This window comes from Thioalkalivibrio halophilus (assembly GCF_001995255.1).
GTDB lineage: Bacteria > Pseudomonadota > Gammaproteobacteria > Ectothiorhodospirales > Ectothiorhodospiraceae > Thioalkalivibrio > Thioalkalivibrio halophilus.
Genome location: NZ_MUZR01000068.1, coordinates 1 through 16,238, shown reverse-complemented (window position 1 = coordinate 16,238; position 16,238 = coordinate 1). Strand labels below are relative to the sequence as shown.

The window sequence follows — 16,238 nt, the reverse complement described above, 5'->3', positions numbered from 1 at the left end:
CAATCGGGAACAGAATGTATAATCCTTTTGAAACAGTACTTTGGATGGATCCAGAGATGCCCGGACCCCGCAAAACCCCGCAGACATGAACCTGGCCCGCGCGCGTCGCAGCCCGCCGGAAGCGTCGCCGGCGGTGATCTTCGCGCTGGTGCTCGCCCTGCTGTTCGGGCTATCGGCCCCGACGGCGGACGCCGGCACCCCGCCCCTCGACCTCGGGGAGGACGTACACTCCCTGGACGGCCCCTGGGAGTTCTTCTGGCAGAAGTTTCCAGAACCGGGCGCGGAGGACGAACCGGACGCCCGCATGAACCTGCCCGGGAGCTGGACCGGGCTGACCATCGACGGAGCCGCCCTTCCCGCTGCCGGCCATGGCGGCTTTCGTCTGCGCGTGGCACTGGAAGACCCGCCCGCACAAGTGGTGCTGCGCGTGCCCATGGTGTATTCGGCCTACCACCTGTATGTGGATGGCGAACGGGTGGCGCAGGTGGGCGAACCCGGGAGCTCGGCCAGCGAGAGCCGCCCGGACTACGGCGAGCGACGCGTGGTCATCGACGACCCCGGCGAGGAGCTGGAGCTGCTGTTTCATGTCAGCAACTTCACCTCGCGTGCAGCAGGCTTCCCGCACCCTCTCGAGCTGGCCACGCCCGAAGTGATGGAGCACAACGTCGCGCGTGACCTGATCGGCAATGCCGCCCTCTCGGGCGGTCTGGTCCTCCTCGGGCTGTCCCAGCTGGTGCTGTTCCGTCTGCGCCAGAACGAGACCATGTACCTGTTCTTCGGCTTCATGATCGTCGCCTGGGGAATGCAGACCGCGCTGACAGGGCAACTCCTGGTGCATACGGGCTGGCACCTGCCGATCGAGATCGCGCGTCCGCTGGACGGTCTCACCGCCCTGACGGCCGCGGCCTTCTATCTCCTGTTCCTGTCGTCGCTGTTCCCGCGTGAACTGCCCATGCGCTACACGCGCTGGGTGCTGGCCCCGCTGGCCATCTATCTGGCCATCACCCTCCTGGGCTCGGAAATGACCCGCAGCGAAGCCGTGGGCTGGCTTCTCTATTTCCTCACCGGGATGCTGGCGCTGGCCCTGGCGTTCGTGGCACGGGCCTGGTGGCGGGGAGTTCCGGACGCGGGTCCCATCCTGCTCGGCTCCGCAGTCGTTGCCGGCAGTGCGATCCTGCAGATCCTGTGGTTCAACGAGATGGGAGTACGCAACGCGGTCGCCAATACCGGCGTCCTGGCTGCGGTGGCACTGCACGCCATCACCCTCTCGCGCCGCTACGCGCGGGCCTTCGAACGCAGCCAGCAGCTGGAATCCGAGCTGCGCCGCGCGAACCGCCTCAAGGATGACTTCCTGGCCAGCACCTCCCACGAGCTGCGCACCCCGCTCCACGCCATGATCGGCATGGCCGAATCACTCCCGCGCGACGATCCGCGCCAGGCGCAGGCCCTCGACCTGATCCAGTCCAGCGGTCATCGCCTGACCCGGCTGGTGGACGACATTCTCTCGTTCACGCGCCTGAAACACGGTGACCTGCACATCCGGCCCGAGGCGATCGCGCCGGCCCCGCTTCTGCACACGGCCGCGGAATCCGTGCGCCCCCTGCTCGGTGACCGGCCGGTGGCACTGGAAACCGAGATCGAGGCGGATCTTCCGGCGGTACGGGCCGACGCCGACCGCCTGCATCAGGTGCTGTTCAACCTGCTGGGCAACGCGGTGAAATACACCGATGCGGGCCGCATCGTCCTGCGGGCGCGCCGCGAGGGTGAAACCGTCTGTGTGGAAGTCGAAGACACCGGAAGCGGGATCGCCGAACTGGATCCCGAACGTCTCCAGGAACCCTACGAACAGGGCCACGAATCCACCGATACCGGACGCGGCGGGGTTGGTCTCGGACTGGCCATCAGCCGGCAGATCCTGGAGCGCCACGGCGCCCGCCTGGAGCTCTCCGGCGGAGCGGACGGCGGGACCCGGGCCCGTTTCTGCCTGGACGTCGATCGCGCGGCCGCCCCCTCTGCCGACCCGACGTCGCCCTCCGTGACGCCTCCCGCCAGCCTGGAACCGGCCGGCGAGCCCACGACATTCGCCCACGAGGGAAGCCCAGGCGCGCACATCCTGATCGTGGAAGACGAAGACAGCGCCGCGCGTGTCCTCGAAACCCAGCTGGGGCTGGAGGGTTACCGCACGAGCCGGGCCAGTTCCGGCGAACAGGCACTGGAATGCATCGCCCGCGAGGCCCCGCAGCTCGTTCTGCTGGACGTAATGATGCCGGACATGAGCGGCCTGACCGTCTGCCGCAGACTGCGCGAGGAACACGACCCGGCCTCGCTGCCGATCATCCTCGTCACCGCGCGAACGCGTGAACACGACATCGTCGAAGGGCTGCAGGCCGGAGCCAACGACTACCTGCCCAAGCCGTTCTACCGTCAGGAACTGCTGGCCCGGGTGCAGTCCCAGTTGCAGGTCCACGAGAACGAACAGATGCGCTGGGCCCTGGAAGAAAAGGAGGCACACCGGCCGGACGGTGACGAAGAAGACCTGCGCACGCAGCTAGCGACCCTGCTGACCCGGAGCCTGCGCGACTGGGAGCTGGAAACCGGCCTGACCCGAGCCGATCTGGCCGAAGAGAGCGGCCTGTGGACCGTGACCCTGGATGACACCACGCGCAAGACCCGCACGCTGGACCGTTACTGCAATCCGGAGACGCTTCCGAGGCGCCCGCGCTGGGGCCTGGTGATCCGGACCGCGCGTTTCGTGGCCGCCCGCGTCGAAGACGCGGAACGCAAGGGGGACCTGCTGGAACGCGCGCAACGCATCGAGCGACGGCTCGCCTGAAACCGGCCCGCGCGTAGCCGCAGACTCTTCTAAACTGCACGCAGGTGCGGAAGGGGACAGCCATGAGCGATGAGCCGGGCGAGACACCGGAACGGGACAGCGAGGGCTACGAGCTGTGGTACACCCGGCGCGACGGCGAGGTACACGGGCCGTTTCCTGCCCACCTGATCCGGCGCTACCTGATCCTCGGGCGGCTGACCCCGGACGATGAAGTCGGGCCGACGCCGCACCTGTGGTACCCGCTGCGCGAGGTACCCGAGCTGATCCCGGAGGAACTGCTGCATGCCGACACCCCGGAGGGGCTGGAACGCCTGCAGCAGGCCCGACTGCGCGAGGACGAGCGCCTGCGCGAACGCCGCGCCCCGGACGAGGACACCCCGCCGGAACTCCTCGAACGCCGCGAGGGCGAGCGGCGCCGGCCCGAATCGCCCGAGACCGTGACCCATCGTCAGCAGTGGGCGGAACTGCTGACCCTCCCGGCACGGCACGTGCCCGCGATCCTCCGCGGGCCTCGCCGCTGGATCACGCTGGGGGTGACGCTGGTCGTGGCGATCCTGCTGCTGTGGCTGCTGCGCGAGCCGCCACCGGAGACCCCCGCCCGCGACTGCTCGTCCCCGCCGGCCCCGGAAGTCAACTGGAACCGCTGCGAGATGCCGGTGGCCGACCTGCGCGAGGCGGACCTGACGCGCGCCAGCCTGCGCGAGGCCCGGCTGCCCGGCGCCCGCCTGCAGGGGGCCCGGCTGGACGGGGCCCTGCTGGAATTCGCCGACCTGACCCACGCAAGCCTCGCCGACGCACACCTGACGGACGCCCGGCTGCGGGGGGCCACTCTGCGCGGCACGGACCTGACCGGTACGGACTTCTCCGGCGCCGACCTGCGCCACGCGGACCTGCGCGAAGCCAACCCGCAGGACGCCGACCTGAGCGGCGCCCGCCTGGGCCGTGCGCTGTGGCCCGACGGCTCGCGCTGCCCGCCCGAGGCCGTCGGAACCTGCGAGTGATGCGCGCCGGGCAGCCCCGTGTCAGGCAGGTTTTTCGAGGGCGTTGCGGATGTCGGGGATGCCCTTGACCCAGTAGAGCAGCGCCACGCAGCCGGCGAAGAAGGCGATCGCGCCCCAGTCGAACAGCTCCTTGTAACGCACGGTGTCGGCCGCCAGCAGCAGGGTCATCATGGCCAGGTAGGCCAGCGCGAAGGCCAGGTGGATCAGCATGTCGCGGTAACCACCGCGGGCCACCCGGTACCAGACCAGTACGGTCAGATGCCACAGCGCCAGGAACAGGAACAGGAAGGGCAGCATGGTGGCGCCCAGCTCCACGCTGATGGTGGCCTCGCGCCCGCCCAGCGAAGTCAGGTGACCGATCAGCAGGATGGCATACAGCCAGGCCACCAGCGTGACCTCGACCAGATCCAGCAGGAACAGGACCACGATGCGGCGCGGGCTGAGCCCGGCCAGGCGGGCGCCGTTGTCGGGATTGCAGAAATAGGCCGAGTAGGCGACGAACTTGTAGGCGGTGAAGACCGTAACCAGTGCCGTCAGCGCGATGCGCTTCCAGAACTCCGGGTCCCGGATGGTGGACGGGTGATCGGTCAGGAACTGCACGTATTCCACCGAGACCACCAACAGTCCCAGCGCGATCACGGCCAGGATGAGATCACTGATCTTTTCTGACAGCCTGGTGTAAAAGGTCTCCATGGCGGATTACCGTCCTTGTTTGCGTTGACCGCGACGTTCCCCTTCGTTTGGGGAGTGCCGTACGAAGGACGGAAGTTTAGGCTTTTGGTGCAATCCCTTCTACTGGAGTCCCCATGCAGCAACTGGATGAAACCCGTCTGCCCCGTGCCGCCCTCGCACTCGGTCTGCTGGGGGGTGCCGGTGCGATCCTGGGTGCCACGGCGCTGATTCTCAGCGGAACGGCCCATGCCGGCGAAGAGATCATCCGCGGCACGGTGGATGGCGAGGAACGGACCTGGGAACGTTTCGACACGGATGACGGGGGGCCGGCCTTCTTCACCGACCTGCCAGCCGGGGCCCGCCTGTTCAACCTGCACGGGCTGCGCGACGGCAGCACGCCCAACCCCCTGGGCTCGCTGATCGTCAGCGTGACGACCTTCAACGACAACGTGGGCAGGGTGGAGGTCAGCTATTACCACGAACAGGCCGGCGGCCCCGATTTTGTGGGGAACGACCAGCTCGAGAATGTGGAGTACGAGTTCGACCGGCTGGAGGTCGACGGGGATACCGCCCGCATCAGCGGCCGGGTTTCGGGCGAGCTGCACCACCGGGAGAATCCGCTGAGCGAGGAGACGGATCCGTCGCGCACGCGCTCGGTGGAGGTGGAGTTCGACACCACCCTGCCCGAACAGAAGTAAGGTCGGGGCCCGAAAAGGACCGGGCGCCCGCCCTCTGTTCGCCTGCAAGCAGGTTCCCACAGGCGAACAAAGCGGGGCGGGCTCCGGTTTTACGGCAATCGACTTACATCAGATCGAAGCGATCGGCGTTCATCACCTTGTTCCAGGCATCGACGAAGTCCCAGACGAACTTCTCCGCCGCGTCGTCCTGGGCATAGGCCTCGGCCAGGGCCCGCAGCTGCGAGTTGGAGCCGAACACCAGGTCCACGCGGGTCCCGGTCCACTTCTTCTCGCCGGTGTGGCGATCACTCCCCTCGAACAGCTCGCCATGCTCGTCCACCGGCTGCCATTCGATGCCCATGTCGACCAGGTTCACGAAGAAGTCGTTGGTCAGCTGCCCGGGACGCTCGGTCAGCACGCCGTCCTTCGAACCGCCGTGGTTGGCACCCAGTGCCCGCATGCCGCCTACCAGCACCGTCATCTCGGGGGCCGTCAGGCCCAGCAGCTGGGCGCGGTCCAGCAGCATCTCCTCTTCGGCCACGGTGAAGCGCGCCCGGCGGTAGTTGCGGAAACCGTCGGCTTCGGGCTTCATCGGCTCGAAGGACTCGGCGTCGGTCTGCTCCTCGGTCGCATCCGTGCGTCCGGGGACGAACGGCACGTACACCGGGTGCCCGGCATCCGCCGCGGCCTTCTCGATCGCGGCCGCTCCGCCCAGCACGATCATGTCGGCCAGGGAGATGCGCTTGTCCCCGTACTGCTCGTCATTGAAGGACTTGCGCACGCCCTCCAGCCGGTCCAGCACCTTCGCCAGCTGCTGCGGTTCGAACGCCTCCCAGTCCTTCTGCGGCGCCAGACGGATGCGGGCCCCGTTGGCCCCGCCACGCTTGTCCGACTGACGGAAGGTGCAGGCCGAGCACCACGCCGTGGCCACCAGCTCCTGCACCGACAGACCGGTCGCGAGGATCCCGGCCTTCAGCCGTTCGGCGTCCTGCTCGTCGATCAGCACGTGATCCACCGGCGGCACCGGGTCCTGCCAGATCAGATCCTCGGCGGGGACTTCCGGTCCGAGGTAACGATCCTTCGGCCCCATGTCACGGTGCGTCAGCTTGAACCAGGCGCGCGCGAAGGCGTCGGCGAACTCCTCCGGGTTCTCCTTGAAGTGCAGGGCGATCCTGCGGTACTCGGGGTCCTCGCGCATCGCCATGTCGGCGGTGGTCATCATGATGCCCACCTTCTGCGACGGGTCCTCGGCATCCGGCGCGCGGTCCTCGTCGGCGAGGTTCTTCGGCACCCACTGCGAGGCGCCGGCCGGGCTCTTGCTCAGCTCCCAGTCGTACTTGAACAGCACCTCCAGGTAGCTCATGTCCCACTGCCGCGGGGTCGGGGTCCAGGATCCCTCCAGCCCGCTGGTGATGGTGTCGCGGCCCTTGCCGGAACCATAGCTGCTCTTCCAGCCCAGACCCATCTCCTCCAGCGGCGCGGCCTCCGGCTCCGGTCCCACGTGGGCGGCATCCCCCGCGCCATGCACCTTGCCGAAGGTGTGCCCGCCGGCGGTCAGGGCCACCGTCTCGTAGTCGTTCATCGCCATGCGCTCGAAGGTCTCGCGGATGTCGTGCGCCGACTTGAGCGGATCGGGGTTGCCGTCCGGACCCTCGGGGTTCACGTAGATCAGGCCCATCTGTACCGCGGCCAGCGGATTCTCGAGTTCCCGCTCGCCGGAGTAGCGGCTCTTCGCGTGATCGCTGGTCGCCAGCCACTCGTCCTCGGCACCCCAGTAGATGTCCTCTTCCGGGGCCCAGATGTCCTCGCGACCACCACCGAAGCCGAAGGTCTCGAAGCCCATGGATTCCAGCGCCACGTTGCCGGCCAGGATGTACAGGTCGGCCCAGGAGATCTTGTTGCCGTATTTCTGCTTGATCGGCCACAGCAGACGCCGCGCCTTGTCGAGGTTGGCGTTGTCCGGCCAGCTGTTGATGGGGGCGAACCGCTGGTTGCCGGTGGAGGCCCCGCCCCGGCCGTCGGCGGTGCGATAGGTCCCGGCGGCGTGCCAGGCCATGCGGATCAGCAACGGGCCGTAATGGCCGTAGTCGGCCGGCCACCAGTCCTGGGAGTCGGTCATCAGATCGGCCAGGTCCTGCTTGACCGCCTTCAGATCCAGCTGGCTGAAGGCCCCGGCATAATCGAACTCCGGCCCCAGCGGATCGGACTCGATCCCGTGCTGGTGCAGGATGCCCAGATTCAGCTGGTTGGGCCACCAGTCACGCGGACCACCGCCGCCGGCATCGTTGCGGGTACGGCTTCCGTGCATCACCGGGCACTTGCCTTCGGCGTTCGCTTTGTCTCCTGCCATCTCTCTCTCCTCGTTCGGTTGCATTCAGCAGGGAGGGCGCAAACCGGACTCCGGGTCACGGCATCGCCTTCCTCTGTCATGAGGTATAGCAGGATTGAGAATAGATGCCATTATCGTTTGCACATTGTTGTATTAGGCATCAACTATTTCGCCGCTTTGCTTCACAACCGGGCCCGGACGCGCTGCACCAGGCCGGCCGGATCGCGCAGGCCGGGCACGACCTTCGCGTGCCCGTCGGCATCGACCACCGTGACCTTGCCGAAGCCCAGGCGCCGTCCCAGCCAGTGCTGTTTCACCCCGATGTCGCCGACTCGCTTGAGATCGAAGCGCACCGCGCGCTGCCACAACAGCCCGCTGGCCACGTGGAGGTAACGATCGGTCAGCACCGCCTCGGAGTTCACGAAACTGGCCAGCCCCCGAATCGCCAGCCCCGGCAGGACCACCAGGTAGAGCACTGCGGCCGCGCCCAGGCCCCACACCCCGAGCGGGCCGATAGCCAGCAGCGCCGTGATCCCCAGCACCCCCAGCGCCGGCAGAAACACCGCCCAGTGGGCGTTGGTCTCCAGCTCCACATGCGACCCGGGCTCCAGCTCTTCGCGCAGTTCGATGGAACGCCGCCCCAGGATCACCAGCAGGCTGATCAGCACTGCCGGCGGCAGCAGCAGGATGCCCGCCACCAGCAGCATGTTGCCGACGCGCGCCCCGGACCACGCGACCCCGGCCACCAGGGTGATGACCGCCGAGATCATCAGCGCGGCCGCCAGCATCCACAGCGCCCGGCGCACGCGCTCGCCACGGCAGACCTCGCGCGCCGTGCGCCCGCCCGGCCACCAGCGGATCAGCGCCGCTGCCAGTGTCAGCGGCAGCAGCACCACGAACGCCGCCACGAACCCGAGGGAACTGCCACCTCGAACCAGCATGGCCCCCAGCAGCGAGATCACCGTTGCCACCGCCAGGATCAGCGGCATCTGCCGCCCCAGTCGTGCCCAGAAACCCTGCGCCATCAAGCCCTCTCGCGATTATCCGTTCCCGAAAAAGGACGCCAGTCTATCAGCGAACGGCTTATTCCTCGGCGGCCGGCGGCTCGGCCGCGCCCGAGAACCCGGGTCCGCGCACGTCCTCGATCTCCCAGCCACGATCCATGTCGCGTCCGGTCACCCACCAGTCATGCACGTGCAGGCGCAGCGGCCCGCGCACCCGTTCCTCGAAGCGCGACGGCAGGACATACGGCCCGACTTCCTCGTACTCCAGGAACGTGGTGTCCACGTGCGCCCCCTGCGTGCGTTCGAAGCCCTCCAGCGTGATGTGTACGCGGTAGAGCCGGTCGGTCTCCGGATGGATCCACATCACCACCTCGTCGCGTTCGGCAAAGCCGAAGCCCGGTTCGATGGTCGCCAGCACCCGATGGTAGCCCACGCCATCCTCGCGCCGGTCCGGCAGGCGCTGCAGATCGGTGGCGCGGTGCTTCACGAAACTGGGGCCGAAATGGAACAGCTCGCCGGCGTCGATGGTCATCGCGGTGGCGGCGACCCGGTCCGGATCGGTCTCGAACTCCCCGTTGTAGTACACGCTGATCGTGCCCTCGTGGCGAAACACGTGCTTCACCCCCTCGGGGCCGGTGTACTCGCGCACGTAGAGCGAATCCGCCGGGCGATAGCGTTCTTCCGAGCGTCCGCGGAAACCGGTATCCGCCACCAGCGGCTGCACGCGCTGTATCATGCGTCCCCATTCGCCGTCGGTGGCCATGTTGAAGTCGCGCGGGTCCTCGCGCAGATCACCCCCGTGGGCCTCCAGCGTGCGCTCGAACAGGGTCTCGGCCGACAGCCCGTCGGCGAACTCGCGCTCCGGCGCGGGCTCCGGAAAGGCGCGCCCGCAGCCCGCCAGCAACAGAATCAGTCCCGCCACACCCGCAAGCCGCCAGCCCGCGGCCACTGTCCGTCCCGTCCGTACCATGGCCATCCTCCCCTGCGTGCGACCCGGGCCCTGCGGCCCGGTATCCGTCTACTCGGGATCCGGGGGCACGCCGGAAAGTTCCACGTGCTCCGACCCCACAAACTCCCACAGCTCCGGCATCAGCCGTTCCATGCGTTGCTGGATCGCATCGGAGACCAGCAGCGTGTGGTCGATGCCCTCGGTCCGGCCGAAGATCGAATGGGTCAGCTCCTCGCGGGTACGCACGCGGTTGCGGATGTCGTCCAGCAGCCGCTGGAACTCCGACGGCGTAGGCTGCACACCCAGCGCCCGGAACAGCTCCCCGAGGCCGCACATCAGGCCCTCCGCCTCCGGCCCCAGGCCGAAGTCCTCCGGGCGGTAATCCGCCTCGCCCACCGAGGCGCGCGGAACCCACACGCTGAAACCGACCTTCTTCAATGAATGATAGACCGGTTCTTCCGAGATCAGGACCAGCATCAGCCGCTCCGGACTGGCCACGAACGACGACCCGCCCATCGACCACTCGCGATCGACCACGAAGCGGTACAGCCGCAGGTGCTCGCGGAAATCCGCCGCCTGCAGCTGATCCAGGATCAGGATGGTGCGCTCGCCCTCGGAATACGCACAGGCACTGGAGACCTCGCGGTCGAACGCCGGGATCGGCGGTTCCTCGCGCCCGCCCTCCTCCGGGTTGGATGCCGGCTGTGCGGTCGGCACCGGATCCTGCGCCTGGGTGAAGTCGTGATAGAGCACGTGCGGGACTTCCAGTGCCGCGGCCAGCGCGTTGGCAAAAGCCGTCTTGCGCCGGCCCGAATCTCCCTCGACGTTCAGCGTGGGGATCACGCCGCCCGCCTGGGCCAGCACGCAGTCCACATGATGGGCGTAGTCGATGTTCGACTCGAACCCGTTGTCGGCCATCCGTTCGCGCAGTGTCTTCATGGGCCTTCCTCGTGGCCTGCCTTCCCCTCAAGGATACTTTCCCGACGGCCGGCAGGGGTATGGGGCCGACCCTCCAACAGACGCCGATCGGCCGCAGCGTGTTCCAGTCGATGGAACGAACCCGAAACAATCCATGAACTCGGTTCACAAATCGTTCCGGGTTCGCTAGCCTGCAGCGTCATGGGAACCGAAGACCGCAAGCAACGCGAGCGCCAGGCACGCGAACAGCTGTTCATCGACAAGGCCCACGAGCTGATCCGCACGGACGGCCTGCTGGCCCTGCAGATGTCGAAGCTGGCCGCCGCCTGCGAATACGCCACGGGCACGCTGTACCAGCACTTCGCCTCCAAGGAGGACCTGCTGGCCGCGGTGGCGACGCGCACCACCATCCAGCACGCCGAACGCTTCCGCCGGCTGCCGGAGCTGCCGCTGGGCACGCGCTCGCAGATGCTGGCGATCGTACTGACCGACCTCGATTTCGCCACCGCCAACCCGGACCACTACCGCCTGATGCAGTACCTGCTCACCGAAGCGGTCTGGGCGCAGATCTCGCAGGAACGCCGGGAGGCCCTGCTCACCGCCGCCCAGCCCATCAGCGATGCCGTGAGTGGCGTGGTGGAAAGGGCCCGGGAAAAGGGGGACCTTCCCGCGGCACGGGAGATCTCCGCCGAAGAGATGGGGCTCGGCCCCTGGGCCCTGAACCAGGGCATGCAGAGCCTCGCGAATGCCCGCGGCCTGCTGGAGGCCTATGACATCGGCCAGCCGCTGGATCACCTGATCCGGCACTTCCACGCCCTGATGACCGGCTGGCGCTGGGAGCCGCGCGTGGACCCCGACGAACCCTCGGTGGTGCGCGCGGAGACCGAGCGCGTACGCGCCGTGCTGCAGGAGACCTTCCAGTGAGTCGCCGTTTCTTCTACATGCTGTTCGGCGTGGCCGTGGTGCTGGGCGGGATCTTCGGGTTCAAGGCCTTCATGGACCAGCAGATCGCCGAGTATTTCGAGGACATGCCCGAACCCGAGGCGACCATCAACGCGGCCACCGTCGAGACCGACGCGTGGACGCCCGAGACCCGCGCCATCGGCAGCCTGGAGGCAGTGCGCGGCGCGACCCTGAGCTTCCAGAGCCAGGGACTGGTGGATCGCATCCGGTTCTCCAGCGGCACCGAGGTCGCCGAAGGCGAGACCCTGGTGGAACTGGACACCGCCCTCGACCGCGCCGAGCTGGAGAGCCTGCAGGCCGCGGCCATGCTGGCCGAAAGCGAGCTGCAGCGCGCCCGCGGGCTGGCCACGCGCGACAGCATCTCCGACTCCGAACTGCAGCGCCGGCAGACCGAGGCGGAACAGGCCCGCGCCGCCGTGCGCTCGCAGGAAGAACGCATCCGACAGAAGAGCCTGCGCGCCCCGTTCGACGGCCAGCTGGGCATCCGCCAGATCGACGAGGGCCAGTTCGTCGGCCCCGGCGACCCCGTGGTCGAACTGCAGACCCTGGATCCGATCCACCTCAACTTCACCCTGCCCGAGCGACGCCTGAGCGAAGTCGAACCGGGCCAGGAAGTGCGTATCCGGACCGATGCGCACGACGCCGTTTTCACCGGCGTCATCACCGCCATCGAGCCGCGGGTGCGTCCCGCGTCGCGCATGTTCCGCGTGCAGGCCACCCTCGACAACGAGGACCACCGCCTGCGCCCGGGCCAGTTCGCCCGCGTGACGCTGGAACGCGGCGAGGCCGAGGAAGGCCTGGTGGTGCCGCAGACCGCCATCCGCCATGCCCCGTGGGGCCAGTCGGCGTTCGTGGTGTTCGAGGACGATGACGGGCAGAAGCGGGTGGAACAGCGCCTGGTCGAGACCGGCGAACGGCGCGGCGACCTGATCCGCATCCGCGACGGGCTGGAGGAAGGTGACACCGTGGCGGCCAGCGGCCTGCTCAAGCTGCAGAACGACACCCCGGTGAACATCACCGAAGACGCCCAGCCGGATGCCGAGCGCGACCCGCGCCCGGACACTCGCTGAGCCGGACCGCGATCATGCGTTTCACCGACGTCTTCATCCAGAAGCCGGTTCTGGCCACGGTGGTCAGCCTGTTCATCCTGCTGTTCGGCATCCGCGCGGTGGTGGACCTGAACGTCCGCCAGTTCCCCGAGGTGCAGAACGCGGTGGTGACCGTCAGCACCTCGTATATCGGCGCGGAAGCCGATCTGGTCGAGGGCTTCATCACCACCCCGATGGAGCGCGAGGTCGCCGAGGCCGAGGGCATCGACTACATCGTCTCCTCCAGCATGGCGGGCACCAGCATGGTGCAGGCGCACCTGGAGCTGGACTACGCCCCCAACGAAGCGCTGACCCAGATCTCCGCGCAGGTCGACAAGATCCGCTCCGAGCTCCCGGCCGAGGCCGAGGACCCCGTGGTGGACCTGTCGGTGGGCGACGACGTCGCGGCGATGTACCTGTCGTTCTATTCCGAACAGCTCGACAACAACCAGATCACCGACTACCTCGTGCGCGAAGTCCAGCCGGAGCTGTCCACCGTCAACGGCGTGCAGCGCGCCGAGATCCTCGGCGGCGAAGCGTTTGCGATGCGGGCCTGGCTGGACGCCGACCGCATGGCCGCGTACGGGGTCAGCGGGCGCGACGTGCGCCAGGCACTGGAGGGCAACAACGTGCTCTCCGCGGTCGGCCAGACCCGGGGTTCGATGGTCAGCCTCGACCTCACCGCCGACACCGACCTGCAGAGCGTCGAGGAATTCGAGCAGCTGGTACTGTTCGAGGCCGACGGCGACCTGGTGCGCCTGGCCGACGTGGCCGAGGTAGAACTCGGCTCGGAGACCTACGACTCCTCGGTGCGCTTCAACGGTCAGGCGGCCACGTTCATGGGGATCGAGCTGGCGCCGGACGCCAACGCCCTGGACGTGATCGCCGAGGTGCGCGAGGTCTTCGGCGAGCGCGTGGAACCACGGCTGCCGTCGGGGCTGAACGGCGAGATCGTCTACGACTCCACCGACTACATCGAGAGCGCGATCAACGAGGTGCTGATCACCATCGCCCTCGCGCTGCTGATCGTGCTGGTGGTGATCTACCTGTTCCTGGGCTCGCTGCGCAGCGTGATCATCCCCGCGGTGGCGGTGCCACTGTCGCTGGTCGGCACCTTCATGCTGATGCTGCTGATGGGCTTCTCGCTCAACCTCCTGACGCTACTGGCGATGGTCCTGGCGATCGGCATCGTGGTGGACGACGCGATCATCATGCTGGAGAACATCTCGCGGCATATCGAGGAGGGGATGTCGCGCATGGAGGCCGCGCTGCAGGGTGCGCGCGAGCTGGCCTGGCCGATCGTGGCCATGTCCACCACGCTGGTCGCGGTGTTCCTGCCGCTGGGCTTCATCGGCGGGCTGACCGGCACGCTGTTCATCGAGTTCGCCTTCACCCTGGCGGCCACCGTGGTGATCTCGGGCATCGTCGCCATCACCCTCTCGCCGATGATGTGTTCGAAGATCCTGCGCCACGGCGACGGCCAGCGGCGCGGACGCATCGAGACCTGGCTGGATGACCGCTTCGACGGCCTGCGCCGGCGCTACCGGCGGCGTCTGCACGGGGCCCTCAGCGACCGGTTCACCATCGCGGTGTTCGGCGCCATCGTGCTGGTCTCGTGCTATTTCCTGTTCGTCACCTCGCAGTCGGAACTGGAACCGCCCGAGGATCAGGGCTTCGCCTTCTCCATCATGGAGGGCGACCCGCACATGGGCATCGACTACCTGGAGCGCAACACGGCGCTGACCGACCGCCTGTTCGACGAAATCCCGGAGATGGACAACATCTTCATCGTCAACGGCTTCGGCGGCGGCCCGGGCATGGCCGGCGCGACCAACCAGGCGCTGGGCGGCTTCGTCATGAGCCCATGGGAGGAACGCGAGCGGGATACCGACACGATCCTGGAAGAAGACCTGCAACCGGCGCTGGACCGCATCCCGGGGCTGGAGGTGTTCGCGGTCCAGCCACCGCAGCTGCCGACCCCGGGCGACGGTGCGCCGGTCAGCGTGGTGTTCAACTCCACGGCCTCGTTCGAGGAACTCGAGACCTTCAGTGACGAGATCACCGAGCTCGCGATGGCGACCGGGCGCTTCATCTTCCTGGATACCGACCTCGACTTCGACAAACCGCGGGTGGACCTGAAGATCGACCGCGAGCGCGCGGCCCAGCTCGGCATCGACATGACCACGCTGAACGCCGACCTCGCCACGTTCCTCTCCGGAGGCTACACCGGGCGCTTCGCGATGGAGAACCGCAGCTACCGGGTGATCCCCCAGGTGCAGCGCTCCGACCGCCTGACCCCGGAGCAGCTGGAGGAGCTGTTCACCCGCACCGCCGACGGCACGCCGGTGCCGCTGTCCAGCATCGTGACCCTCGAGGAGAGCGTCACCCCGCGCCAGCTGAACCGCTTCCAGCAGCTCAACGCCGTGACCCTGCAGGGCGTGCCGGCCCCGGGCGTGACCCTGGGCGAGGCGCTGGAGCTGATCGACGAGATCGCCGCCGAGGTGCTGCCGCCGGACGTGAACGTGGACTATGCGGGTGAATCCCGCCAGCTGAAGGCCGAGGGCGGCGACCTGGTGGTGACGTTCTTCTTCGCCCTGCTCGTGATCTTCCTGGTGCTGGCCGCGCAGTTCGAATCGTTCCGCGACCCGCTGATCATCCTCACCACGGTGCCAATGTCCATCGCCGGCGCGCTGATCTTCATCAGCCTGGGCGTGACCTCGCTGAACATCTACACCCAGGTCGGGCTGCTGACGCTGATCGGCCTGATCGCCAAGCACGGCATCCTGATCGTGGAGTTCGCCAACCAGCTGCAGCGCCAGGGGCACCCGCTGCGCGACGCGATCGAGGAGGCCGCCAGCCTGCGCCTGCGGCCGATCCTGATGACCACCACCGCCACCGTGGTGGCCATGGTGCCGCTGCTGATGTCCACCGGCGCCGGCGCCGGCTCGCGCTTCGCCATGGGGCTGGTCATCGCCGCCGGCATGGCCATCGGCACGCTGTTCACCCTGTTCGTGGTCCCGGCGATCTACACCTACGTCGCCCGCGACCACTACGCCGACAGCCTCGCCGCTACCCGGTAAGTTCCTTGAGGATGCGTGCGTGGATGTCGCGGTCCTCGTCCTTGCTCAGCACGAAGCGGATGTAGCGCACCGACTCCAGATGCGGGGTCCGGTGCACTACCGTCTCCAGAGCGACACGCGCCGCGTCCTCGACGGGGTAACCAAACGCCCCGGTGGACAGCGCCGGGAACGCGATGCTGAAGATCCCCGCCTCCTCGGCGCGCGCCAGGGCCTCGCGATAGCACGAGGCCAGCAGGCGACTGGCCGGTTCGTCACGCCCGTACACCGGACCGAGGCAATGGATCACGTAACGGTTCAGCAGCCGGTGCCCATCCGTTATGACCGCCTGTCCCGGCTCGATCGGCGCCAGCGGCTCGCACTCACGTTCCAGCTCCGGCCCCGCCGCATGGTGGATGGCCCCGGCCACGCCCCCGCCCGGGCGCAGCCAGGCATTGGCCGCGTTGACGATGGCGTCCATGTCGTGCTGCTCGACGATGTTGCCGGTCACGCACTCGATCCTCACTCCCCGAACCACAACCTGCATCATTCTTCCCCCGTCTTTCCCTGATCATTTCCGTCTCAAGCATAGGCCAGCCAACCGGCGCCGTACACGCCGCCCTCCCCGACCTCGCCCCCGTAGGAGGCCAGCCTCTGGCCGATCCGGCGCAGGAGATTCCCCGAGCGCACAATCGGCCGGAGGGCCGGCCTCCCACCGGGGGCAAGGTTTGTGGTGGTCAAGTGATTT

At 67.9% G+C, this 16,238-nt stretch carries 12 protein-coding genes; 6 read left to right on the top strand and 6 right to left on the bottom strand.

What is annotated here, in order from left to right:
• The first annotated feature begins 85 nt into the window (after window positions 1–85).
• The gene (locus B1A74_RS13265) at window positions 86–2,833 is read left to right on the top strand and encodes a response regulator (protein ID WP_077244903.1); all 2,748 of its coding nucleotides are present in this window, start codon (window positions 86–88) and stop codon (window positions 2,831–2,833) included.
• 62 nt (window positions 2,834–2,895) lie between these two features.
• The gene (locus tag B1A74_RS13260) at window positions 2,896–3,834 is read left to right on the top strand and encodes a pentapeptide repeat-containing protein (protein WP_077244902.1); all 939 of its coding nucleotides are present in this window, start codon (window positions 2,896–2,898) and stop codon (window positions 3,832–3,834) included.
• A 21-nt stretch (window positions 3,835–3,855) separates the two neighbouring features.
• Here B1A74_RS13260 and B1A74_RS13255 read toward each other — a convergent pair whose 3' ends face one another.
• On the bottom strand, window positions 3,856–4,527 hold the full coding sequence (locus tag B1A74_RS13255) for a hypothetical protein (protein ID WP_024329828.1): 672 nt from the start codon (window positions 4,525–4,527) through the stop codon (window positions 3,856–3,858).
• A gap of 113 nt (window positions 4,528–4,640) precedes the next feature.
• On the opposite strand from B1A74_RS13255, the gene B1A74_RS13250 reads away from it, so the two are divergent.
• The gene (locus B1A74_RS13250; RefSeq protein ID WP_099050002.1) at window positions 4,641–5,204 is read left to right on the top strand and encodes a hypothetical protein; all 564 of its coding nucleotides are present in this window, start codon (window positions 4,641–4,643) and stop codon (window positions 5,202–5,204) included.
• A gap of 103 nt (window positions 5,205–5,307) precedes the next feature.
• Here B1A74_RS13250 and katG read toward each other — a convergent pair whose 3' ends face one another.
• The 4 genes from katG to B1A74_RS13230 all read right to left on the bottom strand — a co-directional run bounded on the left by katG (window position 5,308) and on the right by B1A74_RS13230 (window position 10,404).
• Complete coding sequence (gene katG / locus B1A74_RS13245) at window positions 5,308–7,533, bottom strand: catalase/peroxidase HPI (RefSeq protein WP_077244901.1); 2,226 nt, start codon at window positions 7,531–7,533, stop codon at window positions 5,308–5,310.
• Window positions 7,534–7,694: 161 nt separating this feature from the next.
• A complete protein-coding gene (locus B1A74_RS13240) occupies window positions 7,695–8,537 on the bottom strand; it encodes a PH domain-containing protein (RefSeq protein ID WP_077244900.1) in 843 nt (280 codons plus the stop codon).
• 58 nt (window positions 8,538–8,595) lie between these two features.
• The gene (locus B1A74_RS13235) at window positions 8,596–9,486 is read right to left on the bottom strand and encodes a hypothetical protein (protein WP_244263472.1); all 891 of its coding nucleotides are present in this window, start codon (window positions 9,484–9,486) and stop codon (window positions 8,596–8,598) included.
• 48 nt (window positions 9,487–9,534) lie between these two features.
• Complete coding sequence (locus tag B1A74_RS13230) at window positions 9,535–10,404, bottom strand: hypothetical protein (RefSeq protein WP_018947894.1); 870 nt, start codon at window positions 10,402–10,404, stop codon at window positions 9,535–9,537.
• A gap of 180 nt (window positions 10,405–10,584) precedes the next feature.
• On the opposite strand from B1A74_RS13230, the gene B1A74_RS13225 reads away from it, so the two are divergent.
• Genes B1A74_RS13225 through B1A74_RS13215 form a run of 3 tightly spaced genes read left to right on the top strand, consistent with a single transcriptional unit; the run spans window position 10,585 to window position 15,514 of the window.
• The gene (locus B1A74_RS13225; RefSeq protein ID WP_018947895.1) at window positions 10,585–11,307 is read left to right on the top strand and encodes a TetR/AcrR family transcriptional regulator; all 723 of its coding nucleotides are present in this window, start codon (window positions 10,585–10,587) and stop codon (window positions 11,305–11,307) included.
• Window positions 11,304–12,416, top strand: coding sequence for an efflux RND transporter periplasmic adaptor subunit (locus tag B1A74_RS13220; RefSeq protein ID WP_077244899.1), 1,113 nt, complete (start codon window positions 11,304–11,306; stop codon window positions 12,414–12,416). The genes B1A74_RS13225 and B1A74_RS13220 overlap by 4 nt, the downstream gene beginning before the upstream one ends.
• 14 nt (window positions 12,417–12,430) lie before the next feature.
• On the top strand, window positions 12,431–15,514 hold the full coding sequence (locus B1A74_RS13215; RefSeq protein ID WP_077244898.1) for an efflux RND transporter permease subunit: 3,084 nt from the start codon (window positions 12,431–12,433) through the stop codon (window positions 15,512–15,514).
• Here B1A74_RS13215 and B1A74_RS13210 read toward each other — a convergent pair.
• Window positions 15,504–16,037 (bottom strand): macro domain-containing protein, encoded by a 534-nt coding sequence (locus tag B1A74_RS13210; RefSeq protein WP_077244908.1) that lies wholly within the window; start codon window positions 16,035–16,037, stop codon window positions 15,504–15,506. The two genes, B1A74_RS13215 and B1A74_RS13210, sit on opposite strands and share 11 nt — an antisense overlap.
• Between the last annotated feature and the right edge of the window lie 201 nt (window positions 16,038–16,238).